The sequence below is a fragment of the Pseudomonas sp. PL-6 genome, assembly GCF_054110165.1.
Map to the genome: position 1 here is coordinate 410057 of NZ_CM134189.1, position 25204 is coordinate 435260.

Here is a 25204-nt window from a genome sequence, read left to right on the forward strand (position 1 = left end):
TCAAAAAGTTTTGATATTGCTCTAAGGCTCATTCCGGCGCTTCGCTCAGCGCCAGGAAGGCCGCCGGCGCCGGGCTCAGGCTGGCGCCGGGGCGCCACAGCACATGCAGCTCGCGCTCGATCTGCAGGTCGGCTACCGCCAGGCGGCGCAGCTCGCCGCTGGCCAGTTCGCGCTCGACCACCCGTTGCGACAGCCAGGCGATGCCCTGGCCGTCGGCAAGCAGGCGCTTGAGCGCCTCGGTGCTGCCGATGGCCATGCCCGCCTGCGGTTCCAGGCCGTGGGCCCGGTAGGCCTGCTCGACGCTGGCGCGCGCGCCCGAGCCGGGTTCGCGCATGTACAGCGGGTAGGCCTGCAGGTCCGCCGCCTGCAGCCGCTCGACCCCGGCCAGCGGATGCCGCGGCGCCACCACCGGCAACAGCGCGTCACGCGCCAGCAGGCGGTGATCGTAATCGGCCCGGGCGAAGGGGCCTTCGACGAAGCCCAGGCTGATCCGGCCCTCGTCGAGCTGGCGGGTCACCGCCTCGGTGTTACTCACCTCCAGGCCGACGAAGATCTGCGGGTGCAACGCGCGGAAGCGGTTGATCAAGGGCGGTAGCAGGTAGGCGCCGAGGGTGGCGCTGGCGCCCAGGTGCAGCTCGCCCTGTTCCAGCTGGGCGAAGTCGCGCAGGTCGCGCTCGGCCGCCTGTTCCAGGGCGAAGATGCGCCGCGCGTAGTCGTGCAAGCGCCGGCCGCCTTCGGTCAGGCGCACGCCGCGGGCCTGGCGGTCGAACAGGCGCAGCTCGAGGCTGGCCTCCAGGTCGCGGATCTCGCGGGTCACCGCCGGCTGGCTGATATGCAGGCGAGCGGCGCCGGCGCTGATGCTGCCGGCCTCGGCCACGGCGAGAAAGACCTTGAGGTGATGCAGGTTCACGCGAGCTACCTATAAATGGAAGGCATGCAAAAGATGCTGAATATGTATTTTTAATATGGCAGCTGCGGCCCTAGGCTGACCACCCCTTCAGCCATGCCACGGGATCACCCGATTCATGCCGCGCCCCTTCAGTCGTCTGCCCGAACCGCTCGCCTTTATCCGCCACTTCACCCCCAACTGGTTCGCCATGACCATGGGCACCGGCGTGCTGGCGCTGGTGCTGGCCCATCTGCCCTGGCAGCTGCCGGGTCTGTATGCGCTGGCCGAAGGGTTGTGGCTGTTCGGCGTGGCGCTGTTCGCGCTGTTTAGCCTGCTGTTTGTGCTACGCCTGGCGCTGTTTCGCGAGACGCTCTGGCCGATGCTGCTGCACCCGGTGCAGTCGATGTTCCTCGGCGCCATTCCCATGGGCCTGGCCGTATTGCTCAAGGGCCTGCTGCTGTTCGGCGTGCCGCGCTGGGGCGAGGCCGTCTATGCACTGGCGCATGCCCTGTGGTGGCTGGACGCCGCGCTGGCGCTGCTCGGCGCGCTGCTGGTGCCCTACCTGATGTTCACCCGGCAGAACCATGCGCTGGAGAAGCTCACTGCCGTCTGGCTGCTGCCGATCATCGCGCCGGAGGTGGCCGCCAGCACCGCCGGCTCGCTGGCGCCGCACCTGGCGGCAGAACAGGCGCAGCAACTGCTGGTGGTCGGCTTCGTGCTCTGGGGCGTGTCGCTGTCGCTGGCCTTCTCCTTGATCACCCTGGTGCTGCTGCGCCTGGCCCTGCACAAGCTGCCGGACACCGATTTCGCCGCCACCAGCTGGCTGCCGCTGGGACCGCTGGCCACCGGCTGCCTCGGCCTGCTGAGCATGGGTCAGGCGGCGCCGGCGGCATTCGTCGGCACGCCGCTGGCCGGCGCCGCCGAGCTGGCGCGCGACCTCGGCCTGCTCGGCGGCCTGGCGCTGTGGGGCGCCGGGCTCTGGTGGCTGGTGATCGCCAGCCTGTTCACCCGTCACTACATCCGCGACAACATGCCGTTCAACCTCGGCTGGTGGGGTTTCACCTTCCCGCTGGGGGTGTTCACCCTGGCCACCTTCGAGCTGCAGGCGCTGACCGGCTTGGCCTGCTTCGCCCTGATCGGCCTGGTGCTGACGGTGCAGTTGAGCGCGGTCTGGTCGCTGGTGTTGAGCCGCACCCTGGCCGGCGTCTGGCGCGGCGAACTGTTCCAGGCGCCCTGTCTGAGTGGTCCGGGCAGCCCGGCGGTGAGCGTGTTGAGCGAGCAGGCGGGCTGATTCGGCGCGATCTGCGACCATCTGTCATTGCCCCGCGGGGGCCGGCTGGGCGAAAATGGCCGCCTTTTTCGCCCCTTCATCAAGAAGCAGCCCCCCGTAGGAGATTTGAGCGATGCCCAGCCGTCGTGAGCGAGCCAATGCCATCCGTGCCCTGAGCATGGATGCCGTGCAGAAAGCCAACAGCGGCCACCCCGGTGCCCCCATGGGCATGGCGGACATCGCCGAAGTGCTGTGGCGCGACTACCTCAAGCACAACCCGAGCAACCCGAATTTCGCCGACCGCGACCGCTTCGTGCTGTCCAACGGCCATGGTTCGATGCTGATCTACTCGCTGCTGCACCTGACCGGCTACGACCTCAGCATCGAGGACCTCAAGCAATTCCGCCAGCTGCACAGCCGCACCCCGGGTCACCCGGAATACGGCTACACCCCGGGCGTGGAAACCACCACCGGCCCGCTCGGCCAGGGCATCGCCAACGCCGTCGGCTTCGCCATCGCCGAGAAGGTGCTGGGCGCGCAGTTCAACCGCGACGGCCACCAGATCGTCGATCACTTCACCTACGCCTTCCTCGGCGACGGCTGCATGATGGAAGGCATCAGCCATGAAGTCTGCTCGCTGGCCGGCACCCTGGGCCTGGGCAAGCTGATCGCCTTCTACGACGACAACGGCATCTCCATCGACGGCGAGGTCGAGGGCTGGTTCACCGACGACACGCCCAAGCGCTTCGAGGCCTACGGCTGGCAGGTGATCCGCAACGTCGACGGCCACGACGCCGAAGAGATCAAGATGGCCATCGACACCGCGCGCAAGAGCGCGGACCAGCCGACCCTGATCTGCTGCAAGACCACCATCGGCTTCGGCTCGCCGAACAAGCAGGGCAAGGAGGAGTGCCACGGCGCGCCGCTGGGCAATGACGAGATCGCCCTGACCCGCGCGGCCCTGGGCTGGAACCATGGCCCCTTCGAAATCCCGGCCGAGATCTATGCCGAGTGGGACGCCAAGGAAGCCGGCGCCGCCGCCGAGGCCGCCTGGAACGAGAAGTTCGCGGCCTACGCCGCCGCCCATCCTGAGCTGGCTGCCGAGTTCAAGCGCCGCATCGCTGGCGAGCTGCCGGCCGACTTTGCCGCCAAAGCCGCCGCCTATATCAAGGATGTGGCCGAGAAGGGCGAGACCATCGCCAGCCGCAAGGCCAGCCAGAACGCGCTGAACGCCTTCGGCCCGCTGCTGCCGGAATTCCTCGGCGGCTCGGCCGACCTGGCCGGCTCCAACCTGACCCTGTGGAAGGGCTGCAAGGGCGTCACCGCCGAGGACGCTTCGGGCAACTACCTGTTCTACGGCGTGCGCGAGTTCGGCATGAGCGCGATCATGAACGGCATCGCCCTGCACGGCGGCTTCGTGCCCTACGGCGCGACCTTCCTGATCTTCATGGAATACGCGCGCAACGCCGTGCGCATGTCGGCGCTGATGAAGCAGCGCGTGCTCTACGTGTTCACCCACGACTCCATCGGCCTCGGCGAGGACGGCCCGACCCACCAGCCGATCGAGCAGCTGGCCAGCCTGCGCGGCACGCCCAACCTCGACACCTGGCGCCCGTGTGATGCGGTGGAGTCCGCCGTGGCCTGGAAACACGCCATCGAGCGTAATGACGGCCCGTCCGCGCTGATCTTCAGCCGCCAGAACCTGCCGCACCAGGCCCGCGATGCCCAGCAGCTGGGCGATATCGCCCGTGGTGGCTACGTGCTGAAAGACTGCAGCGGCGAGCCGGAACTGATCCTGATCGCCACTGGCTCCGAGGTTGGCCTGGCCATGCAGGCCGCGGCCAAGCTGCAGGAGCAGGGCCGCCAGGTGCGCGTGGTGTCGATGCCTTCGACCAGCGTGTTCGACCAGCAGGACGCCGCCTACAAGCAGGCCGTGCTGCCGCTGCAGGTCGGCGCGCGCATCGCCATCGAGGCCTCCCATGCCGACTACTGGTACAAGTACGTCGGCCTGGAAGGTCGCATCATCGGCATGACCAGCTTCGGCGAGTCGGCGCCGGCGCCGGCGCTGTTCGAGCACTTCGGCTTCACCGTCGAGAACATCCTCGCCACCGCCGACGAACTGCTGGACGCGTAGGATGGCTTGAGCGAAGCGATACCCATCGATCTGCCGTGATGGGTATCGCAGGCTCAACCCCTCCTGCGGTCGCCATCCATTCGAGATCGCCATGTCCCATCGCCCCTACCGCGTCGCCCTCAATGGCTATGGCCGCATCGGCCGCTGCGTGCTGCGCGCCCTGCACGAGCGCGGCGCCGGGGCGGGCCTGGAGATAGTCGCGCTGAACGACCTGGCCGATCAGGCCAGCATCGAATACCTGACCCGCTTCGACTCCACCCACGGGCGGTTTCCCGGCGAGGTCAGGGTCGACGGCGACTGCCTGCATATCAACGGCGACTGCGTGAAGGTGCTGCGCCAGAGCGAGCCCGAGGCCGTCGACTGGGCGGCGCTGGATATCGACCTGCTGCTGGAGTGCTCCGGCGCCTACCACAGCCGCGCCGACGGCCAGCGCTTCCTCGACGCCGGCGCGCCGCGGGTGCTGTTCTCCCAGCCCATGGCCGGCGAGGCCGATATCGACGCCACCGTGGTCTACGGGGTCAACCAGGCCTGCCTGACGGGCGCCGAGCGACTGGTATCCAACGCCTCCTGCACCACCAACTGCGGCGTGCCGCTGCTCAAGTTGTTGAACGAGGCGGTGGGGCTGGAGTACGTCTCCATCACCACTATCCACTCGGCGATGAACGACCAGCCGGTGATCGACGCCTACCACCACGAAGACCTGCGCCGCACGCGCTCGGCCTTCCAGTCGGTGATCCCGGTGTCCACCGGCCTGGCGCGCGGCATCGAGCGTTTGCTGCCGGAGCTGAGCGGGCGTATCCAGGCCAAGGCCATCCGCGTGCCGACGGTCAACGTCTCCTGCCTCGACATCACCCTGCAGACCGCGCGTGATACCAGTGCTTCCGAGATCAACCGGGTGCTGCGTCAGGCGGCGGAAAGTGGCCCGCTCAAGGGGCTGCTGGCCTACACCGAGCTGCCGCACGCCAGCTGCGATTTCAACCACGACCCGCACTCGGCCATAGTCGACGGCAGCCAGACCCGCGTGTCCGGCCCGCGCCTGGTCAACCTGCTGGCCTGGTTCGACAACGAATGGGGCTTCGCCAACCGCATGCTCGATGTCGCCGAACATTTTCTCGCTGTATCCACTTCCTCCGTACAACCAGCCCCCGTGAAGGACTGATGCCATGACCGTTCTGAAGATGACCGACCTCGACCTCGCCGGTAAGCGCGTGCTGATCCGCGAAGACCTCAACGTCCCGGTGAAGGACGGCGTGGTCAAGAGCGATGCGCGCATCCTCGCCGCCCTGCCGACCATCAAGCTGGCGCTGGAAAAGGGCGCGGCGGTGCTGGTCTGCTCGCACCTGGGCCGGCCGGAAGAGGGCGTGTACAGCGAGCAAGACAGCCTGGCGCCGGTCGCCGCCTACCTGAGCCAGGCGCTCGGCCGCGAAGTGCCGCTGGTCAAGGACTACCTCGGCGGTGTCGAGGTCAAGGCCGGTGAGCTGGTGCTGCTGGAGAACGTGCGCTTCAACAAGGGCGAGAAGAAGAACAGCGACGAGCTGGCGCAGCAGTACGCGGCGCTGTGCGACGTGTTCGTGATGGACGCCTTCGGCACCGCCCACCGCGCCCAGGGCTCGACCCACGGCGTGGCCAAGTTCGCCAAGGTCGCTGCGGCTGGCCCCTTGCTGGCTGCCGAGCTGGACGCCCTGGGCAAGGCCCTGGACAAGCCGGCGCGGCCGATGCTGGCCATCGTCGCCGGCTCCAAGGTGTCGACCAAGCTCGACGTGCTCAACTCCCTGGCCGACATCTGCGACTCGCTGATCGTCGGCGGCGGCATCGCCAACACCTTCCTCGCCGCGGCCGGCCTGCCGGTGGGCAAGTCGCTGTACGAGGCCGACCTGGTCGACACCGCCCGCGCCATCGCCGCCAAGGTCAGCGTGCCGCTGCCGGTGGACGTGGTGGTGGCCAAGGAATTCGCCGAATCGGCCTCCGCCACCGTCAAGGCGGTCAAGGACGTGGCGGAGGACGACATGATCCTCGACATCGGCCCGCAGACCGCGGCGATGTTCGCCGAGATGCTCAAGGCCTCGCAGACCATCCTGTGGAACGGCCCGGTCGGCGTGTTCGAGTTCGACCAGTTCGGCAACGGTACCAAGGCCCTGGCCCTGGCCATCGCCGAGAGCCCGGCGTTCTCCATCGCCGGCGGCGGCGACACCCTGGCGGCCATCGACAAGTACGGCGTGGCCGAGCAGATCTCCTACATCTCCACCGGCGGCGGTGCCTTCCTCGAATTCGTCGAGGGCAAGGTGCTGCCGGCCGTGGAAGTGCTGGAGCAGCGCGCGGAGTAAACCGAATTAAACCCTGGCGTGATCGGGCGGTCTGTTACAACTGGAACAAGCGCACAAGGAGTCACGCCATGGTCAAGCTAGCCGCGTTGGGCATCATCGGGATTTTCCTGGCCGGCTGTGCCGGTGGACGGGAGCAGGCCTGCGAGGTGTTCAGCCCGGCGCCGATCGACCTGCCGACCACCCAGGACGATCGGCGCATCGAAGGGCAAAGCAGTGGCGACCCTACCGGCACGGTGCCGGAGCAGCGCTGCTGACAGGGAGCGATAAATGGATACGAGGATTCTTGCCGCGCTGGCGGCCGTGGCACTGGCGGGGTGCAGCAGCCAGCCGCAGGCGCCGGATCAGTGGACCCGCTGGGTCTGCGACAGCCAGGCCGAGCTGCAGTGGCGCTTCGCCGATGGCGGCTACGATCAGATCGACCTGCGCCTGGGCGGCGACGATATCGTCTACCGCCTGACTCAGGAACCGGCGGCCTCGGGCGCCTTGTACAGCGACGGGCGGCTGTCCTTCCACACCAAGGGCGAGGAAGGCCTGGTCTACTGGACCGCGACCGACGACCTGATCGGCCGCGGCTGCAAGGCGCCCTGAGGTATAGCCCGGATACAATCCGGGGCATGGAAATGACTAGCCCCGGCAGAGCCGGGGGCGGAGCCGGGGACGACCCCCTGTCCCGCGAAACTTGAACAACGCCGGCCCCTGCGGCAGGCTTGCACGATTAACGACCTCCAAACCGGGAGACAGGAACACCATGGCACTTATCAGCATGCGCCAGATGCTCGACCACGCCGCCGAATTCGGCTACGGCGTGCCGGCCTTCAACGTCAACAACCTCGAGCAGATGCGCGCCATCATGGAAGCCGCCGACAAGACCGATTCGCCGGTCATCGTCCAGGCCTCCGCTGGTGCCCGCAAGTACGCCGGTGCGCCCTTCCTGCGTCACCTGATCCTCGCCGCCATCGAAGAATTCCCGCATATCCCGGTGTGCATGCACCAGGACCACGGCACCAGCCCGGACGTGTGCCAGCGCTCGATCCAGCTGGGTTTTTCCTCGGTGATGATGGACGGCTCGCTGAAGGAAGACGGCAAGACCCCGGCCGACTACGACTACAACGTGCGCGTGACCCAGCAGACCGTGGCCTTCGCCCACGCCTGCGGCGTGTCCGTGGAAGGCGAGCTGGGCTGCCTGGGCAGCCTGGAAACCGGCATGGCCGGTGAGGAAGACGGCGTCGGCGCCGAAGGCGTGCTCGATCACAGCCAGCTGCTGACCGACCCGGAAGAGGCCGCCGACTTCGTCAAGCGCACCCAGGTCGACGCCCTGGCCATCGCCATCGGCACCAGCCACGGCGCCTACAAGTTCACCAAGCCGCCGACCGGCGACGTGCTGTCGATCGAGCGCATCAAGGAAATCCACAAGCGCATCCCCAACACCCACCTGGTGATGCACGGCTCCTCCTCGGTACCGCAGGAGTGGCTGAAGGTGATCAACGAGTTCGGCGGCGACATCAAGGAAACCTACGGCGTGCCGGTCGAGGAAATCGTCGAAGGCATCAAGCACGGCGTGCGCAAGGTCAACATCGACACCGACCTGCGCCTGGCTTCCACCGGTGCCATTCGCCGCATGATGGCCGAGCACCCGAGCGAGTTCGACCCGCGCAAGTTCTTCGCCAAGACCATCGTCGCCATGCGCGACATCTGCATCGCCCGCTACGAAGCCTTCGGCACTGCCGGCAACGCCTCCAAGATCAAGCCGATCTCCCTGGAAGGCATGTACCAGCGTTACGCCAGTGGCGAGCTGGCCGCCAAGGTCAACTGACGCCGTCGCGACCGCCTGCGCGGCTCGCCCAAGCAAACGCCGCGGCTCCTCACGGAGTCGCGGCGTTTTTTATCGCCTGCTGCTCCGGCGGGCCTTATTGCACGGCGCCGAGCAGCGGGCGGTGCTCGATGCCAAGCTTGTCGAAGCGCGCCGCGCCGGCTTCGGTTTCGTAGCCGGTGTTGTCCTGGGTGTAGACCCCGGCCTTGAAGTACAGCGGCTTGGGCGCCCAGCTCGAGTCGAGGCGGGTACTCCATTTGACCCCGTTGACGTTGATGCCCAGCGTGCCCTTGGGCGTCAGGTGCACGACATAGGTGAAGCGCTGGTTCAGGGCGATGCCGCTGGCCAGGGTCACGGTCTGGATCGCCGACTCGGGCGCCAGGCGCACCTTGGCGACGATATTGCCGCTGGCGGCGTAGGCCTTGTACTGGTACTCCAGCTTGAGCAGCGGCATCGAGCTCTTGTAGGCGTGGATCTGGCCGATGACGATCTTGCCGGTGGACGGCACCTGGCTGACGCGCAGCCCGGCGTGCAGGAAATTGTCGGCCTCCGGATAGGTCCAGTTGCGCAGGCGGCCGTCGGCATGGGTTTCGCGCAGCTCGCTGCGCGGGTACTTTGCGCTCTCGGTCGTGGTGCCGTTGACCGGGGCCCAGAAGAAGATGGCGCCGTCCCGGGATTGGAAATAGTGATCCTGATAGCCGCCGGCCAGCACCGGGGTTTCGATGGTGGTGGCGGGAACGCCGACTGGAACGCTGAGATTCCACATGGCGAGTTCGATCATGCTCGATGCTCCTGAAAAAACAGAAACTTCAGTCGAGGGCACATCTCATCCAGGAGTCAGTAACGGCTTACTTGGCGTTCCAGCGGGTGACACACGCGAACTAGAAGGAGGGCAGGGCTGCCCGTGCCGCAGGGCGGAATGCTCTGGCGGCACGCTTTGTAACGGCAGTCGCGGCAAATAGCTGAGAGCCGCTCGTCGTATTATTGGCGTCAATATATGGTCGACATGAGCCGGCCTCGGCTCCAGACCTCCGCGCGCGGCGAGATGCCTCGGCGCCTGGGCGGCGCAGGTAAAACCCTGTAAAACACCGGCGCCGTGGCGGCCGGCGGGCTGCGCCATAATTCCTGCACTGTAGTTCCGGGAACCCCCCTGCCCATGTCCAGCACGCCGCGCCTGTTGTTCGCCTTCGTTGTCGCCGTGGCACTGGCCTCGCTGCTCGCTTCGATCTTCCAGACCCAGTCCAACCTCGCCGCCCTGCAGGCGCTCGGTGCGCCGATGCCATTGGACGTGCGCCTGGGCACCACCTGCCTCGACCTGCTCGGCTTCGCCCCGACCTTCGCCCTGCTCGCCGCCCTGGGCTTTGCCTTCGCCCTGCCGCTGGCGCAGTGGAGCGCGCGGCGCCTGCCGCGGCTGCGCTGGGCGATCTTCGTCGGCGCCGGCGCCGCGGCGATCTGGCTGGCGCTGGCCCTGGCCAATGCCCTGGCGCCGATGCCGACGCTGATCGCCGCCGACCGCGATCCGCTCGGCACCCTCGGCCTGATGGCCTGCGGCAGCGCCGGTGCACTGCTGTTCGGCCTGCTCGGTCGGCGCGTGCGCTACCGCAAGCCACCGACCCCATCCGATTCCCCGTGACAAGGCCCAGCCCATGTTGAGACCCCTTCGCGCGCTGCTGCTCGGCGCCCTGCTCGTCGGTGCCCCGGCGCTGGCCCAGGACTACCGCATCGAGACCTTCGCTGAAGGCCTGGAGCATCCCTGGTCGCTGGCCTTCCTGCCGGACGGGCGCCTGCTGGTGACCGAGCGGGTCGGCCGCCTGCGCATCGTCGAGGCCGACGGCAGCCTCGATCCGCAGCCGGTGGCGGGGTTGCCGGAAATCTTCGTCGCCGCCCAGGCCGGATTGATGGAGGTGGCGCTCGACCCGGACTACGCCGCCAACCGCTGGTTGTACCTGACTTATGCCCATGGCTCGCTGGAGGCCAACAACACCCGCCTGGCCCGGGCGCGCCTGGTGGACGACGAACTGCACGACTTCGAGGTGCTGTTCACCGCCCGGCCGCTCAAGGCCGGCGCAGCGCACTATGGCGGGCGCATCGCCTTTCTCGCCGACAAGACCCTGGTGCTGACCCTGGGCGACGGTTTCGACTGGCGCGAACAGGCGCAGAACCCGGCCAATCATCTGGGCAAGATCGTGCGCCTGAACCGCGACGGCAGCGTGCCGGCGGACAATCCGCTGCTGGGGCAGGCCGGCGCCGCGGCGGAGATCTACAGCCTCGGTCACCGCAACGTGCAGGGCATCTTCTTCGATGCCGAGAGCGGCCGCCTGTACAGCCACGAACACGGCCCGCGCGGCGGCGACGAGCTCAACCTGATCGAGCCCGGGCGCAACTACGGCTGGCCGCTGGCGACCTTCGGCATCGACTACACCGGCGCGCGCATCAGCCCCTACACCGAGCTGCCGGGGCTGACCCCGCCGCTGCTGCACTGGACGCCCTCGGTGGCGCCGTCGAGCCTGACCCAGTACCGCGGCGCGCTGTTCCCGGAATGGCAGGGCGACCTGTTCGCCGCCACCCTGGTCGAGCGCAGCGTGCGCCGCATCCGCCTGCACGAAGGCATGCTGGCCGGCGAGGAGAGCCTGTTCGAGGAGCTCGGCGAGCGCATCCGCGACGTGCGCGTCGGCCCCGACGGCGCGCTCTACCTGCTCACCGACAATGCCGACGGCCGGCTGCTGCGGGTGCTGCCGAGCGAGTGAGGCGGGTTACACTGATGCCCCTTTGCCGCGCAGGACCTCGCCGTTGAAATACCTCCAGGGCTACCCCGCCGCCGTCCAGCAGCAGGTGCGCCAGCTGATCGCCGACGACCGTCTGGGCGACTACCTGGCCCAGCGCTACCCCGGCCGCCACCAGGTGCAGAGCGACAAGGCGCTGTACGGCTACGTGATGGAGCTCAAGCAGGAGCACCTGAAGAACGCCCCGGCCATCGACAAGGTGCTCTATGACAACCGCCTCGATCTGACCCACCGCGCCCTGGGCCTGCACACGGCGATCTCGCGGGTGCAGGGCGGCCGGCTCAAGGCGAAGAAGGAGATCCGTGTCGCCGCGCTGTTTCGCGACGCCGCGCCGCTGTTTTTGCAGATGATCGTGGTGCACGAGCTGGCGCACCTGAAGGAGGCCGAGCACAACAAGGCCTTCTACAAGCTGTGCGACTACATGCTGCCGGGCTACGCGCAGATCGAGTTCGACCTGCGCCTGTACCTGACCTGGCGCGAGATGAGCGGTTCGGGGGCGTAGGTTGGCGCCGAGCGCAGCGAAGCCCAACGGGGCGTGCGCAGCACGCCGCCCGGCGCGCGCCGCGGCCGACGACCCGCCGCCGCCGTTGGGCTTCGTCGCGGGCTCCTCAGCCCAACCTACGGATCTACCTGACCTGGCCTGAGATGAGCGGTCCGGGGGGTAGGTTGGTGCTGAGCGCAGCGAAGCCCAACGGGGAGTGCGCAGCACTCCGCCCGACGATCTGCAGCACCCTGCCCGGCGAGCGCCGCGGCCGGCGATCCGCCGCAGCCGTTGGGCTTCGTCGCAGGCTCCTCAGCCCAACCTACGCGGCGACGCGTCTTCGGCATAGCCCGGATGCCATCCGGGGCAACGGGGTCTGGCAATCCGCTTCAGCCACGCAGCAGCACATTGAGCTGGTCGACCACCTCGGCCCAGTCGGCGTCCTCGAGGATTTCCTCGCGCAGGAAGGCCGCCTGCGCCGGGCTCCAGAATGCGGCGTCGGCCAGCTTGCGCTCGGCCGGCAGCGGCGCGTGGGTCCGGATAAAGGTCTCGATGCTGGCCGCATCGTTGGCCAGGCCGAGTTGCTTGAACAGCGCGGGCAGGTCGTGGATCGGGTTTTCCATGGCAGTTTCCTCTGGCGGGTGTCGGCTCGTCTAGCAACCCTAGCCCAGATAGCCCCCGCTCACTCGACCGCCAGTACCTCGAACGACTGCACGCCGCCGGCCGCCGCCAGGCGCACCTCTTCGCCCGGGCCCTTGCCGAGCAGGGCGCGACCCAGCGGCGCGGCGCTGCCCAGCACCTGGATCTCCAGGCCCTGCTGCTGCAGCTTCATGCTCGCCCCCTGCGGGCCGAGAAACAGCCAGCGTTCGCGCTCCTGCGCGTCGACCAGCAGCACCAGCGCGCCGAGGGCGATGCCCTGCGCCGCGTCGAACGGCCGCGGGCGCAGCTGGCGCCAGGTGATCAGGGTCTGGCGCAGCTCTTCCACCCGGCGCGCCTGGCCGCTGGCCAGGTAGGCGGCCTCCAGGCCGAGGGTGTCGTACTTGTTCTCGGCCACGTTCTCTTCGTGGGTGGCCGCCTCGTGGGCGGTCTGCGCGGCGTGCTGCGCCTGTTGCAGGTCGGCCTGCAGCTGCGCCAGCACCTGCTGTACTAGGAGGTTTTTGTCCATGGTGGGATTCAAGGTGCAAAGGTGGGCGAGTCGTCGTTGCCACTGGCAAGCTTTGGCCATCGGTTATATCCGATGGCAGGATTATTCGATTGCAGCGCCTTGATCCATTCCACTTCCTTCATGTTCACCTCCTGGTCTGTCGCAGTATCAGATTCCCAGAGGATCTGCTTGCGCACGGTGAAATCGCGCATCTCTTCTTTGCTGAAATCAGACTCGATCAGTTTGCTGTTGGCGCTACCGAAGTAATTGAGTGTTCCCGTCAGATCCTTCCCGACGTAGATCTTGCCGTTCGGATAGGTGATTTTGTAAACGACCTTCATCGGCTGATTTCCCGACCTCGTTGAGCGAGAGCTAATGTCAGGCTGTGCCCTGCAACAGATGGGCGCCCAGGGTGCGCAGCGGCGCCAGCTGGCGGCAGATCAACGCCAGCTGGGTCTGCACCAGGCGCTGGCGTTCGTCGGTGTCCTCGGCGATCTGCTCCAGTTCCTGCGCCAGCGCCTGTTCGGCGTCGCTGTGGATCGCCAGCGGGCGTTCGCCGCGCAGGCCGGCGGCGATCTCGTCGAGGCTTTGCGCGATGGCCTCGGCCTGCTCCAGCAGGCGCGCCTGGGCCGCCTGCGGCAGCTGTTCACCGCGGTGCGCGCCGAGTGCGGAGAGGTAGCTGAGCAGGGTGTGCGAGAGCACCAGGAAGCGAAAGCCCAGGTCCGCGTCTTTGCGGAAGTGCCCCGGCTCCATCAGCATGTTGCCGAGGGTGGTGGACAGCGCCGCGTCGGCGTTGTGCGCGTTGCGCCGGGCCAGGCGGTAGCCGAGGTCGTCGCGCTTGCCGTGGGCGTACTGGGCGATGATCTGGCGCAGGTAGGCGCTGTTGCAGCTCAGGGTGCCGGCGAGCATGCGCCCCAGGCGCCGGCCCTGCCAGTCCGGCAGGATCAGGAACACCGCCAGGCCGGCGATCAGGCCGCCGAGCAGGGTGTCGATCAGGCGCGGCAGGAACAGGCCGTAGCCGTCGCCGATCTGGTTGAAGCAGAACAGCACCAGCAATGTGATCGCCGCGGTGGCCAGGGTGTAGCGCGTGCTGCGGGTGGCGAAGAAGGCCACCCCGGCGACCACGGCGAACAGCGCCTGGATACGCGGGTCGGGAAACAGGTCGATCAGCGCCCAGCCGAGCCCCAGGCCGAGCAGGGTGCCGGCGATGCGCTGCACCAGCTTGAGGCGGGTGGCGCCGTAGTTCGGCTGGCAGACGAACAGGGTGGTGAGCAGGATCCAGTAGCCCTGGGTCGGGTGGATCAGGTGCAGCAGGCCATAGCCGGCGGCCAGGGCGACGGACAGGCGCAGGGCGTGACGAAACAGCAGCGAGGTGGGCGTCAGCTGCTGGCCGATGCGTTCGGCCACCTCCCTCAAGGAGTGCGGTTCGCGGTCGAGCAGGCTGCTGTCCTGTTCCTCGGCCAGGGCGTCGGGGTTGCTGGCGTTGCTCAGCAGCTGGTCGAGGCTGGCCAGGTTGCCGGCCAGGGCGCCGAGCGAGCGCAGCAGGCGGCGCCAGGCCGGGTTGCTCTGCAGGTGCAGGTGATCGAGCGAGGCGTGCAGGTCCTCCAGGGCCTGGCTGCACAGCTCGCGGTACTCGAACGGCTGGCGCAGCTCGATGGCGCTGCCCAGGCGCTGGCAGGCCTCGCCGTGCAGGCGCAGCAGGCGCTGGCAGCGAAACAGCACGTCGCTGTGGAAGAAGGCCTCGGCCAGCTCGTTGTAGGGGTAGTGCGAGGAACTGGCGCGCTCGTGAATGTCCTGGGCGAGGAAATACAGCTTGAGGTAGCGGCTGACCTTGGGCCCCGGGCGGCCGTCGCCGACCCGGTGGAGGATGATCTCCTTGGCCGCGTTGAGCGCCGACACCACCCGGCCGTTCTGCTTGGCCAGCTCCAGGCGCCGCGCCTCGACGTCGAGCTGGCGCAGCGGCTCGAACAGCGCGGCCTTGAGCTTGAGGTAGCGGCCCAGCTCGCGGAACAGTCGGGCTAGGCTGTGCTGCAGCGGCTGCTGGGCGAACAGCGCGTGCCAGATCACCGACAGCAGGCCGTACCAGGCGGCGCCGGCCACCAGCAGCAGCGGCTCCAGCCACAGGCCGGCGACGCCGCCGCGCTGTTCGACGCCGATCATGCTGTACACGGCGAGGATCAGGGTGCCCGAGCCGAGGGTGGCGAAGCGCTCGCCGAGGGCGCCGAGCATGGTCAGGCAGAAGGCCGACAGCGCCAGGGCGACGACGAACAGCCAGGGGTAGGGGAACAGCCACTCGACCGCGTAGGCCGCCGCGCTGAAGCACACCAGCGTCACCAGCACGCTGCCCAGGCGACCCTGCCAGCTGTCGTCGGTCTCGGTCAGGGCGCTGGCGATGATGCCGAGAAACAGCGGGATCAGGGCGTGCATCCAGCCCTGCCACCAGCACAGCGCCAGGGCCCCGGCCAGGGCGATGAATACCCGCAGGCTGGCGCTGAACTTGTCCAGCGCCCACAGGCGGCGCAGCGATTGGCGAAGGCGGGGACGGGGCATGGGCGGCCTGGTCGGGAAAGATGCGAGCAGCCTACCGGAACTGGCCGGTCGCTGGGTATCCATCCGCGACCTGTCGGGGGCGCCGAGGCCATGGACTATGCTCAGTGAGGGAGCGCCGCCAGCTGACCGGCATCCGCGCGACTCCCGGGAGGCGAAGGTGTTTGCTGCGTGGCTGCGTCTGTGCCTGGGCGCCCTGATTCTCGGCGGCTCGCTGGGGGCGAGTGCGGCGCCGGGTGCGGTGGTGCAACTGCAGGTGGACGGGGTAATCGGCCCGGCCAGCGCCGACTACCTGGTGCGCGGCCTGGCCAAGGCGGTGGATGAGGGCGCGCAACTGGTGCTGATCCAGATCGACACCCCCGGTGGCCTGGACACCTCCATGCGCGCGATCATCAAGGCGATCCTCGCCAGCCCGATTCCGGTGGCCAGCTACGTCGCCCCCGGCGGCGCGCGGGCAGCCAGCGCCGGTACCTATATCCTCTACGCCAGCCACGTCGCCGCCATGGCGCCGGGCACCAACCTCGGCGCAGCCACCCCGGTGGCCATCGGCATGCCCGGCACGCCGAGCAAACCGCCGGGCGAGAGCAAAGACGAGGGCAAGGACGGCGAGGCGGACAAGAGCCCCGGCGATGCCATGACCGCCAAGCAGGTCAACGACGCCGCCGCCTATATCCGCGGCCTGGCGACGATGCGCGGACGCAACGCCGAATGGGCCGAGCGCGCGGTGCGCGAGGCGGTCAGCCTGGCCGCCGAGGAGGCGCTGGCGCAGAAGGTGATCGACTACCTGGCCACGGACCTGGCCGACCTGTTGCGCCAGCTCGACGGCAAGACCCTGCAGGCCGGCGGCGTCGACCAGACCCTGGCCACCGCCGGCGCGCCCCTGATCAGCCATGCGCCGGACTGGCGCACCCGCCTGCTGGCGGTGATCACCAACCCCAGCGTGGCGCTGATTTTGATGATGATCGGCGTCTACGGCCTGTTCTTCGAGTTCTCCAACCCCGGCAGCGGCGTCGGCGGCGTGCTCGGCGGCATCAGCTTGATCCTCGCGCTCTACGCCCTGCAGCTGCTGCCGGTGAACTACGCCGGGGTGGCGCTGATCCTGCTCGGCATCGCCTTCATCGCCGCCGAGGCCTTCCTGCCCAGCTTCGGCGTGCTCGGCATCGGCGGCGTGGTGGCCTTCGTCTTCGGCGCGCTGATCCTGATCGATACCGACGTGCCGGGCTTCGGCATCCCGCTGGCGCTGATCGTCACCCTGGCGCTGGTCAGCGCCGGGCTGATCCTGGCCATCCTCGGCATGGCGCTGAAGGCCAGGCGGCGCCAGCAGGTGGCCGGCGACAGCGGCCTGGTCGGCAGCCTGGTGGCGGTCGCCGCGGTGCAGGCCGAGGATCCTTGCAGCGGCTGGGTGGCGCTGCAGGGCGAGCGCTGGCAGGTGCAGGGCAGCGAACCGCTGCGGCCCGGACAGCGGGTGCGGGTGACGGCGCGCCAGGGCGTGCAACTGCAGGTCAGCGCGGTGGATGAACCGCCGCCCCAAGGAGGTCACTGATGGGTTTCGAACTGAGTTTTCTCTCGCTGACGATCATCGTCCTGGCCCTGCTCGCCTCGGCCTTTCGCATCCTGCGTGAGTACGAGCGCGGCGTGGTGTTCCAGCTCGGCCGCTTCTGGCGGGTCAAGGGGCCGGGCCTGATCCTGGTCATCCCCGGCTTGCAGCAGATGGTGCGGGTGGACCTGCGCACCATAGTGCTGGACGTGCCGACCCAGGACGTGATCTCCCGCGACAACGTCTCGGTCAAGGTCAACGCGGTGGTCTACTTTCGCGTACTCGACGCACAGAAGGCGATCATCCAGGTCGAGGACTACCACGTCGCCACCAGCCAGCTGGCACAGACCACCCTGCGCGCGGTGCTCGGCAAGCACGAGCTGGACGAGATGCTCGCCGAGCGTGAGCGGCTCAACGTCGACATCCAGCAGGTGCTCGATGCGCAGACCGACGCCTGGGGCATCAAGGTGGCCAACGTCGAGATCAAGCACGTCGACCTCGACGAGTCCATGGTGCGCGCCATCGCCAAGCAGGCCGAGGCCGAGCGCGAACGGCGGGCCAAGGTGATCCACGCCGAGGGCGAGCTGCAGGCCTCGGAAAAGCTCATGCAGGCCGCCGAGATGCTCGGCCGCCAGCCCGGCGCCATGCAGCTGCGCTACATGCAGACGCTGAGCAATATCGCCGGCGACAAGAGCTCGACCATCGTCTTCCCGCTGCCGGTGGAGCTGCTGCAGGGCATCGCCGAGGTGAAGAAATAGCCGCCCGGCGCAGGACTATTCCCTGAAAAACCTGGTGAAAACAGATGGCCGACTGCCAGGTCTTTTCTAGACTTCGAGAAGGCAACGGGTCCTTCCAGCGGAGGTCGCTATGCGCATCGGTGTGCCCAAGGAAATCAAGAACCACGAGTACCGCGTCGGCCTCACCCCGCAATCGGTGGCCGAGCTCGCCGCGCTGGGCCACGAGGTCTGGGTCGAGACCCAGGCCGGTGCCGCCATCGGCTTCTCCGATGACGACTACCGCCAGGCCGGCGCGCAGATCGCCCAGGGCGCCGGCGAGGTGTTCCAGGAGGCGCGGCTGATCGTCAAGGTCAAGGAGCCGCTGGCGGTGGAGCGGGCCAAGCTGCGCCCGCACCACACCCTGTTCACCTACCTGCACCTGGCCCCGGACCGGCCGCAGACCGACGAGCTGATGGCCGGCGGCGCCACCTGCATCGCCTACGAGACGGTGACCGACGGCCAGGGGCGCCTGCCGCTGCTGGCGCCGATGTCCGAGGTGGCCGGGCGCATGTCGATCCAGGCCGGCGCCAGTTGCCTGGAGAAGGCCCGCGGCGGCCGCGGCGTGCTGCTCGGCGGGGTGCCCGGAGTGGCCCCGGGCAAGGTGGTGATACTCGGCGGCGGCGTGGTCGGCAGTCATGCGCTGGCCATGGCGGTGGGCCTGGGCGCCGACGTCACGGTGCTGGACAAGAGCGTCGACGCCCTGCGCCGGCTCGATGCGCTGTACGGCAACCGCATTACCACGCTCTACTCGACCCGCGCCGCGCTACGCGAGCAGGTGCTGGCCGCCGACCTGGTGATCGGCGGCGTGCTGATCCCCGGGGCCGCCGCGCCCAAGCTGATCAGCGCCGAGATGGTGCGGCACATGCGCCCCGGCGCGGTGCTGGTGGACGTGGCCATCGACCAGGGCGGCTGCGCCGAGACCTCGCGCGCCACCACCCACGCCGAGCCCACCTATGTGGTCGACGAGGTGGTGCACTACTGCGTGGCCAACATGCCCGGCGCGGTGGCGCGCACCTCGACCCTGGCGCTGAACAACGCCACCCTGCCGTTCGTCGTCGCCCTCGCCGAGAAGGGCACGCGGCGCGCCCTGGAGGAAGACCCGCACCTGCTCAAGGGGCTCAACGTGGCCAAGGGTGTGATCACCTGCGGCAGCGTCGCCGAGGCCCACGGCCTGCCGTTCCAGTCGGCGGCCGGGGTGCTGGAGCATCTGCCGTAGGGTGTCGCGGAGCCGCCTAGGCCGTGCGCACCAGGCCGCCCCGGCATAGACCTGCCGTCGCATTGGATGGGCGGCGTCGCGGGCGGCGGATATGACAGTGGCGTCGAACACGAACCCTGCGCAGAGGAAAAAACCATGTCCAGCCGTCGCCATCTGCTGTTCGCCGCCGCCGGCGGCGCCCTGCTGGCCAGCCCGGCGCTGGTGCTGGCCGAGCGTCTGCTGACACCGGCGCAGACCCTCGGGCCCTTCTACCCCGACCAGCTGCCGCTGGATCGCGACAACGACCTGGTGCAGGTCGAGGGCCAGGCCGGGCCAGCGCGCGGCACCCGCGTGCAGCTGCACGGGCTGATCCTCGATGGCCGCGGCCAGCCGCTGGCGGGCGCGCTGGTGGAAATCTGGCAGGTCGATGCCAACGGCATCTACCTGCACAGTCGCGGCGGCGACCGCCAGCGCCGCGACCCCGGCTTCCAGGGCTACGGCCGCTTCACCACCGGCGCCGACGGCCGCTATCGCTTTCGCACCATTCGCCCGGTGGCCTATCCCGGGCGCACCCCGCATATCCACCTGGCGGTGACCCTGCCGGGGCTGCCGCGCTTCGCCACCCAGTGCTATATCCGCGGCGAGCCGCGGAACGCGCGCGACGGCCTGCTCAACGCGATCCGCGACCCGCAGCTGCGCGAGCTGCTGATCGTGCCCTTCGTGCCGGTGACCGGGCGGGTCGACGAGCAGGTGGCGCGCTTCGACGTGGTGCTGGGCGTTACCCCGGCTTCATGATCGCCCTTTGCACAAGCGCCTACAGCGGCCAGACCCACAACAGCAGCGGCACGCTGACCAGCACCACGAGAATCTCCAGGGGCAGGCCGAGGCGCCAGTAGTCGCCGAAACGGAAGCCGCCGGGGCTGAGGATCAGGGTGTTGTTCTGGTGGCCGATGGGGGTGAGGAAGGAGCAGGAGGCGCCGATCGCCACCGCCATCAGCAGCGAATCCGGGCTGACGCCGAGCTGGCTGGCGGCGCTGAGGGCGATGGGGCACATCACCGCGGCGGTGGCCGCGTTGTTCATGAAATCCGACAGGGTCATGGTCACCACCAGCAGTAGGGTCAGGGTGACGATGGCGTTGCCCTGCGCCAGGTGCTCCATCAGCAGGCGCGCCAGCAGGTCGGCGGCGCCAGTTTCCGACATGGCCCCGGCCACCGGGATCAGCGCGCCGAGCAGCACGATCACCGGCCAGTCGACGGCCTCGTATACCGCGCGCAGCGGGATCAGGCGCAGCAGCATGTAGGCCAGCACCCCGGCGGCGAAGGCCACCGCCGCCGAGAGCAGGCCGAAGGCGGCCGCGGCGATGGCCAGCAGCATCACCCCCAGGGCCAGGTTGGCCTGGCGCGGGTCGGGAATGTTGATGGCGCGCGCGGCCAGCGGCACGCAGCCGTAGTCGTTGGCGAATTCGCCGATGTCCTCGGCGCCGCCCTGCATCAGCAGCACGTCGCCGCTCTGGATCAGGGTCGAGCGCAGGCGCTTGATCGAGCGGTGGCTCTGCCGCGAGATGGCCAGCAGGTTGATGCCGTAGCGGCTGCGCAGGCGGGTGCTGCTGGCGGAACGGCCGATCAGTTGCGAATCGGGCTTGACCAGCAGTTCCTGCAGCGCGCGCTCCTCGCCGTTGCCCTCCTTCTTCTCCGGCTCGGCGCCATCCTCCTGGCGCTGCTGCTCGGCCTCCTTGGCCTCGCGCTCGGCTTCCAGCAGCAGGTCCAGCTGGCCCAGCACCTCGCCCAGTTCCTCGGGCTCGGCCTCGATCACCAGCACGTCGTCGGCCTGCAGCACGCGGCGCGGGTTGGGCGCGCTCAGGCGCAGCTTGTTGCGCACCATGGCCACCACCTGGGCGTCGGCCTCGTCGAGCAGTTGCTCGATCTCGCGCAGGGTCTTGCCCTGGGCCTTGCCGCCGTCCTTGACGCGCGCCTCGGTGAGGTAGCGGCCGGTGTCGAAACTGGCGGCGTTGCCCACTTCGCGCCTGGGCACCAGGCGCCAGCCGAGCAGGGTGATGAACAGCACGCCGGCCAGCGCCACCGCCACGCCCACCGGGCTGAAGTCGAACATGGCGAAGGGGCCGGCGCCGTGCTGCGCGCGGAAGCTGGAGACGATCAGGTTGGGCGGCGTGCCGATCAGCGTGGTCATGCCGCCGAGAATGGTGCCGAAGGCCAGCGGCATCAGCACCCGGCCGGGCGGCAGCTCCAGGCGCGCGGCGATCTGCAGGGCGATGGGCATCAGCAGGGCGAGGGCGCCGACGTTGTTCATGAAGGCCGAGAGCAGGGCGCCGAGCCCGGTCAGTGCGGCGATCGACGCCAGCACCCCGGCGTTGCCGGGCAGCAGGCGCTGGGCCAGGCGGTTGACCGCGCCGCTGCTCTGCAGGCCGTAGCTGAGCACCAGCACGCAGGCCACGGTGATCACCGCCGGGTGGCCGAAACCGACGAAGGCCTCGCGCTCCGGCACCAGACCGGCGATCACGCAGGCCAGCAGGGCGCCGAGGGCGACCACGTCATGCCGCCAGCGGCCCCAGATGAACAGCCCCATGCTGGCGACGAGAATGGCGAAGATCAGGCCTTGGTCGAGGGTCATGGGGCGGACTGTCCTTGTGCGAGGGGCGCAGGTGCTTGTTGTAGCAGAGTCCGTGCCGCCGCGGCGGTTCCCCGCTCGTTGGGGCATTGGTGCGCAGGGCGCACCCTAGGGCGGCAAGCCGCGTTGGCGGAAGCCTCAGACGTACTGCGCGGCGGCGTAGCCCGAGGCCCAGGCCCACTGGAAGTTGAAGCCGCCGAGGTGGCCGGTGACGTCGAGCACCTCGCCGATGAAGTACAGCCCCGGCACCTTGAGCGATTCCAGGGTCTTGGACGACACCTCGCGGGTGTCGACGCCACCCAGGGTGACCTCGGCGGTGCGGTAGCCCTCGGTGCCGGCCGGCACCAGCTGCCAGTCGGACAGACGCTCGGCAATCGCCTTCAGCTCGCCCGGGCTGTACTGCTTCAGCGGCTTGTTGGCGAACCAGCTGTCGACCAGCAGGGTCGCCATCTTCTTGGTGAACAGCTCGGCCAGCAGGGTCTTCAGCTCGCTGGCGCCGCGTTCGCGCTGCTGGGTCGCCAGCCACTCGGGCAGGTCGATATGCGGCAGCAGGTCGATGTGCAGGGTGTCGCCCGGCTGCCAGTAGGAGGAAATCTGCAGGATCGCCGGGCCGGACAGGCCGCGGTGGGTGAACAGGATGTTCTCCTTGAAGCTCTGCCCGTTGCAGCTCACCAGGCAGTCCTCCACCGAAGTGCCGGACAGCTCCGAGCACAGCGTCTTGAGCTGCGGGTCGGTAATGGTGAAGGGCACCAGGCCGGCGCGGGTCGGCAGCACCTGATGGCCGAACTGGCGGGCCACCTGGTAGCCGAAACCCGTGGCGCCGAGGGTGGGGATGGACAGCCCGCCGCTGGCGATCACCAGCGACTGGCAGGCGATCGCGCCGAGGTCGCTGTGCAGCAGGAAGCCGCCGTCGGTCTTGGCGATGCTCTGCACCGCGGTGTTCAGGCGGATCTCGGCGCCGGCCTCGGCGCACTCGGCCAGCAGCAGATCGAGGATGGCATTGGCCTTGTGGTCGCAGAACAGCTGGCCGAGCTTCTTCTCGTGATAGGGCACGCCGTGCTTGGCCACCAGGCCGATGAAGTCCCACTGGCTGTAGCGCGCCAGGGCGGACTTGCAGAAGTGCGGATTTTCCGAGAGGAAGTTGCCCGGCTCGCAGTACAGGTTGGTGAAATTGCAGCGCCCGCCGCCGGACATGAGGATCTTCTTGCCGGCCTTGTTGGCATGGTCCAGCACCAGCACGCGGCGGCCGCGCGCGGCGGCGTTGGCGGCGCACATCAGGCCGGCGGCGCCGGCACCGACTATCACTACCTCAGTGTGCAACACGAGAGTTCCCCAGCGATTCGAGCGCACAGACGGAGGCTGCGCGAAAACCCGCGCATCTTACCCGAAGCCGCTCTGGCCCGCCGATCCTGGCGCGGCAGGGCGGATGGACGGCCGCCCTGGCCAGCACCTGTATCAAAAATGAGACAGTGACGAGGGCTTTCGCGCCTGCTATCACTAGCATTGATCATTCCCCACGGATCGCCGCCGATGCCCGCAGTGCGCGCCTGGCTGTTGCTCTTGCTGCTGTCGCCGGCTCTGGCGGCGGGCGAATCGTTGCGCCTGGTGGCGGACCCCTGGCCGCCGTTCAACGACCGCCGCCTGCCCGGCAACGGCCTGGCCAGCGAGCTGGTGGAGCAGGCGCTGCAGCGCGCCGGCTACCGCACCAGCTACGTCGAGGTGCCCTGGCAGCGGGCGGTGCTGGGGCTCAAGCGCGGCGACTACGATGTGTTGATCAACGCCTGGTACAGCGCCGAGCGGGCCGAGTTCGGCCATTTCTCGCAGCCCTATCTGGTCAACCGCATTCGCCTGCTGCAACGCAAGGGCGCCGCCATCCGCTTCGACAGGCTGGCCGATCTGTATCCGCACAGCATCGCCGTGGTGCGCGGCTATGCCTATTCCGCCGAGTTCGACGGCGACGACAGGCTGCGCAAGGTGGAGGTCGGCGGTTTTGCCATCGCCGCGCGCATGCTGCACGCCGGGCGCGTGCAACTGACCCTGGAGGACGAGCTGGTGGCGCGCTATCACCTCGGTCGCGAGCTGCGCGCCATGCGCGACGAGCTGGAGTTTCTGCCGCTGCCGTTGAGCGAGAACGGCCTGCATATCCTGGTGCGCCGCAGCCACCCCGAACACCGCGAGATCGCCACGCGCTTCGACCGGACGATCCAGGCCATGCGCGACGACGGCAGCTACGCCGCCACCTTTCGCCGTCATGGCCTCTGAGGCCTGCCAGGCGCCGCGGCGCTGATCGCTGCCAAACAGATCCGCTGCGTCAGTGCCGGATGCCTCGGGCGGGACTGGCACGCTGAACGGCGCATGCCGCGGGGGCCGCGCTCGACGATGGTTTGGATCGTCCGCCAGCGGGCTCCTACGCGGTGCACATAGCGCGGCTAGGCCAGCACCGTGCGCGCACGGCCCTGTTGCTTGGCCCGGTACAGGCGCATGTCGGCCTCGTGCAGCAGGCTTTCCAGGTCGTCCGGCGTGCCGCGGTAGAGGCCGGCGCTGAACGACAGCGGCGGCGCGCCGGCGGCGTAGTGCAGACCGGCGCACTGCCGGCGCAGGCGGTCGAGGGCCTGCGCCAGGTCGTCGGCCTGCTGCGCGCTGACCAGGGCGAACTCCTCGCCGCCGAGGCGACCGAGCAGGGCGTCGGGGAAGGCGCCGGCCAGGGCGCGGGCGAACACCACCAGGGCGCTGTCGCCGCTGGCATGGCCGAAACCGTCGTTGATCTGCTTGAAGTGGTCGAGGTCGAGCATCGCCACGCTCAGTTCGTGGCCGTCGCGGCGCGCCTGCTGCAATAGCTGCAGGCCCTGCTCATAGAAGGCGCGGCGGTTGTTCAGCCCGGTCAGGGCGTCGAACTGCGCCGCCTGCTTCAGCGCGCGCAGCAGGTCGCGGCGCTCCAGGGTGGACATCACCCGGCAGTTGAGTTCCTCGGGGCAGAACGGCTTGCGCAGGAAGTCGTCGGCGCCGTGCTTGATGAACAGCGCGCTGAGCGAGCCCTTGGCGTCGGCGGACAGGCCGATGATGATCAGCTCATGGCGTTTCATCTTCTGCCGCAGCAGCTTGACCAGCTCGAAGCCGCTGATGCCGGGCATGGCGTGGTCCAGCACCAGCAGGTCGATGTCCGGCTGCTCGGCGAGCAGGCGCAGGGTCTCCTCGCCGTCGCGGGCCTCGAGGATCTGGTAGCGGTGCGGGGTCAGCACGTGGCGGATGTAGTGGCGGGTGGCCTCGGAGTCCTCGGCGATGAGGATCTTGATCTTCGCGTTGTGCTCCAGGCGGTGCAGCAGGCGGAAGGCGTACTCGTAGGAGTGCTGGCTCTCCTTGAGCACGTAGTCGACCACGCCCTTCATCAGCAGCTCGTCGCGGCGCTGCTCGTTGTAGCTGCCGCTGAGCACGATGCACGGCAGGCGGTAGCGCATCACCAGATCGACGCTCTCGCCGTTGGGCGCATCCGGCAGGTGCAGGTCGACGATGGCGGCGAAGAACAGCCCGGCGGAGGTCTCCAGCATCACCTCGGCCTCGGCCAGCGAGGCGCAGAACACCGGCTGCAGCGTCGGCTCCTGGCGGAACAGGTGCTCGAGAATCTTCAGCACCAGCGGACTGTCTTCGATGACCAGGATATTGCGCATCCCTATTCCTCTCCTGGCGGGCC

General features: G+C 68.7%; 24 protein-coding genes. 15 read left to right on the plus strand and 9 right to left on the minus strand.

The genetic code is table 11. The features are described 5' to 3' along the window. Positions 1 to 28: 28 nt before the first annotated feature. On the minus strand, positions 29 to 910 hold the full coding sequence (locus tag ACW9UL_RS01855; RefSeq protein ID WP_397495772.1) for a LysR family transcriptional regulator: 882 nt from the start codon (positions 908 to 910) through the stop codon (positions 29 to 31). Between the two features lie 115 nt (positions 911 to 1025). Here ACW9UL_RS01855 and ACW9UL_RS01860 point away from each other — a divergent pair, with 115 nt between their 5' ends. The 7 genes from ACW9UL_RS01860 (at position 1026) to fba (ending at position 8430) form a co-directional block, all read left to right on the plus strand. Continuing rightward, on the plus strand, positions 1026 to 2180 hold the full coding sequence (locus ACW9UL_RS01860; RefSeq protein WP_457788666.1) for a TDT family transporter: 1155 nt from the start codon (positions 1026 to 1028) through the stop codon (positions 2178 to 2180). Between the two features lie 112 nt (positions 2181 to 2292). Next, complete coding sequence (tkt, locus tag ACW9UL_RS01865) at positions 2293 to 4293, plus strand: transketolase (protein ID WP_457788667.1); 2001 nt, start codon at positions 2293 to 2295, stop codon at positions 4291 to 4293. Positions 4294 to 4384: 91 nt separating this feature from the next. Then, a complete protein-coding gene (gene epd, locus ACW9UL_RS01870) occupies positions 4385 to 5452 on the plus strand; it encodes an erythrose-4-phosphate dehydrogenase (RefSeq protein ID WP_397495775.1) in 1068 nt (355 codons plus the stop codon). A gap of 4 nt (positions 5453 to 5456) precedes the next feature. After that, complete coding sequence (locus ACW9UL_RS01875; RefSeq protein WP_021446163.1) at positions 5457 to 6617, plus strand: phosphoglycerate kinase; 1161 nt, start codon at positions 5457 to 5459, stop codon at positions 6615 to 6617. A 68-nt stretch (positions 6618 to 6685) separates the two neighbouring features. Next, positions 6686 to 6871, plus strand: a complete 186-nt coding sequence (locus ACW9UL_RS01880; RefSeq protein WP_021446164.1) for a hypothetical protein — start codon at positions 6686 to 6688, stop codon at positions 6869 to 6871. A gap of 13 nt (positions 6872 to 6884) precedes the next feature. After that, complete coding sequence (locus tag ACW9UL_RS01885; protein WP_021446165.1) at positions 6885 to 7205, plus strand: MliC family protein; 321 nt, start codon at positions 6885 to 6887, stop codon at positions 7203 to 7205. Positions 7206 to 7365: 160 nt separating this feature from the next. Beyond that, a complete protein-coding gene (gene fba, locus ACW9UL_RS01890; RefSeq protein ID WP_021446166.1) occupies positions 7366 to 8430 on the plus strand; it encodes a class II fructose-bisphosphate aldolase in 1065 nt (354 codons plus the stop codon). 94 nt (positions 8431 to 8524) lie between these two features. Here fba and ACW9UL_RS01895 read toward each other — a convergent pair whose 3' ends face one another. After that, entirely contained in the window at positions 8525 to 9208 is a 684-nt protein-coding gene (locus ACW9UL_RS01895) for a polysaccharide lyase family 7 protein (RefSeq protein WP_457788668.1), read from the minus strand. A 375-nt stretch (positions 9209 to 9583) separates the two neighbouring features. On the opposite strand from ACW9UL_RS01895, the gene ACW9UL_RS01900 reads away from it, so the two are divergent. From ACW9UL_RS01900 to ACW9UL_RS01910, 3 genes are read left to right on the plus strand one after another with little or no spacing between them, the layout of a single operon-like run. After that, on the plus strand, positions 9584 to 10060 hold the full coding sequence (locus tag ACW9UL_RS01900) for a hypothetical protein (RefSeq protein WP_457788669.1): 477 nt from the start codon (positions 9584 to 9586) through the stop codon (positions 10058 to 10060). A gap of 13 nt (positions 10061 to 10073) precedes the next feature. Beyond that, positions 10074 to 11174, plus strand: a complete 1101-nt coding sequence (locus ACW9UL_RS01905; protein WP_457788670.1) for a PQQ-dependent sugar dehydrogenase — start codon at positions 10074 to 10076, stop codon at positions 11172 to 11174. Positions 11175 to 11196: 22 nt separating this feature from the next. Then, positions 11197 to 11712: a YgjP-like metallopeptidase domain-containing protein gene (locus ACW9UL_RS01910; protein WP_177342949.1), complete on the plus strand. Its 516-nt coding sequence runs from the start codon at positions 11197 to 11199 to the stop codon at positions 11710 to 11712. 368 nt (positions 11713 to 12080) lie between these two features. Here ACW9UL_RS01910 and ACW9UL_RS01915 read toward each other — a convergent pair whose 3' ends face one another. From ACW9UL_RS01915 to yccS, 4 genes are read right to left on the minus strand one after another with little or no spacing between them, the layout of a single operon-like run. Beyond that, on the minus strand, positions 12081 to 12314 hold the full coding sequence (locus tag ACW9UL_RS01915; protein ID WP_021446171.1) for a DUF2789 domain-containing protein: 234 nt from the start codon (positions 12312 to 12314) through the stop codon (positions 12081 to 12083). Positions 12315 to 12373: 59 nt separating this feature from the next. After that, complete coding sequence (locus tag ACW9UL_RS01920) at positions 12374 to 12856, minus strand: GreA/GreB family elongation factor (protein ID WP_457788671.1); 483 nt, start codon at positions 12854 to 12856, stop codon at positions 12374 to 12376. Positions 12857 to 12864: 8 nt separating this feature from the next. After that, positions 12865 to 13176 (minus strand): GIY-YIG nuclease family protein, encoded by a 312-nt coding sequence (locus tag ACW9UL_RS01925; protein WP_122109367.1) that lies wholly within the window; start codon positions 13174 to 13176, stop codon positions 12865 to 12867. A 37-nt stretch (positions 13177 to 13213) separates the two neighbouring features. Next, positions 13214 to 15385, minus strand: coding sequence for a YccS family putative transporter (yccS, locus tag ACW9UL_RS01930; RefSeq protein WP_457788672.1), 2172 nt, complete (start codon positions 15383 to 15385; stop codon positions 13214 to 13216). 97 nt (positions 15386 to 15482) lie between these two features. Between yccS and ACW9UL_RS01935 the strand changes: the two genes are divergently transcribed. The 4 genes from ACW9UL_RS01935 to ACW9UL_RS01950 all read left to right on the plus strand — a co-directional run bounded on the left by ACW9UL_RS01935 (position 15483) and on the right by ACW9UL_RS01950 (position 19685). Then, positions 15483 to 16925, plus strand: a complete 1443-nt coding sequence (locus ACW9UL_RS01935; protein ID WP_457788673.1) for an NfeD family protein — start codon at positions 15483 to 15485, stop codon at positions 16923 to 16925. After that, positions 16925 to 17677 (plus strand): slipin family protein, encoded by a 753-nt coding sequence (locus ACW9UL_RS01940; protein ID WP_457788674.1) that lies wholly within the window; start codon positions 16925 to 16927, stop codon positions 17675 to 17677. Before ACW9UL_RS01935 ends, ACW9UL_RS01940 begins: the two co-directional genes overlap by 1 nt. A gap of 109 nt (positions 17678 to 17786) precedes the next feature. Further along, positions 17787 to 18911, plus strand: a complete 1125-nt coding sequence (gene ald / locus ACW9UL_RS01945) for an alanine dehydrogenase (protein ID WP_457788675.1) — start codon at positions 17787 to 17789, stop codon at positions 18909 to 18911. Between the two features lie 135 nt (positions 18912 to 19046). Beyond that, the gene (locus ACW9UL_RS01950; protein WP_457788676.1) at positions 19047 to 19685 is read left to right on the plus strand and encodes a dioxygenase family protein; all 639 of its coding nucleotides are present in this window, start codon (positions 19047 to 19049) and stop codon (positions 19683 to 19685) included. Between the two features lie 19 nt (positions 19686 to 19704). Here the strand turns inward: ACW9UL_RS01950 and ACW9UL_RS01955 are convergent, their stop codons facing one another. Together ACW9UL_RS01955 and ACW9UL_RS01960 are read right to left on the minus strand one after the other, a co-directional pair. After that, positions 19705 to 21519 (minus strand): SLC13 family permease, encoded by a 1815-nt coding sequence (locus ACW9UL_RS01955; RefSeq protein WP_457788677.1) that lies wholly within the window; start codon positions 21517 to 21519, stop codon positions 19705 to 19707. Between the two features lie 135 nt (positions 21520 to 21654). Beyond that, a complete protein-coding gene (locus ACW9UL_RS01960) occupies positions 21655 to 22839 on the minus strand; it encodes a BaiN/RdsA family NAD(P)/FAD-dependent oxidoreductase (protein ID WP_457788678.1) in 1185 nt (394 codons plus the stop codon). A gap of 207 nt (positions 22840 to 23046) precedes the next feature. Between ACW9UL_RS01960 and ACW9UL_RS01965 the strand changes: the two genes are divergently transcribed. Continuing rightward, the gene (locus ACW9UL_RS01965) at positions 23047 to 23778 is read left to right on the plus strand and encodes a substrate-binding periplasmic protein (protein WP_457788679.1); all 732 of its coding nucleotides are present in this window, start codon (positions 23047 to 23049) and stop codon (positions 23776 to 23778) included. A gap of 167 nt (positions 23779 to 23945) precedes the next feature. Here the strand turns inward: ACW9UL_RS01965 and ACW9UL_RS01970 are convergent, their stop codons facing one another. Continuing rightward, positions 23946 to 25181: a diguanylate cyclase domain-containing protein gene (locus tag ACW9UL_RS01970; RefSeq protein ID WP_457788680.1), complete on the minus strand. Its 1236-nt coding sequence runs from the start codon at positions 25179 to 25181 to the stop codon at positions 23946 to 23948. Positions 25182 to 25204: the final 23 nt, after the last annotated feature.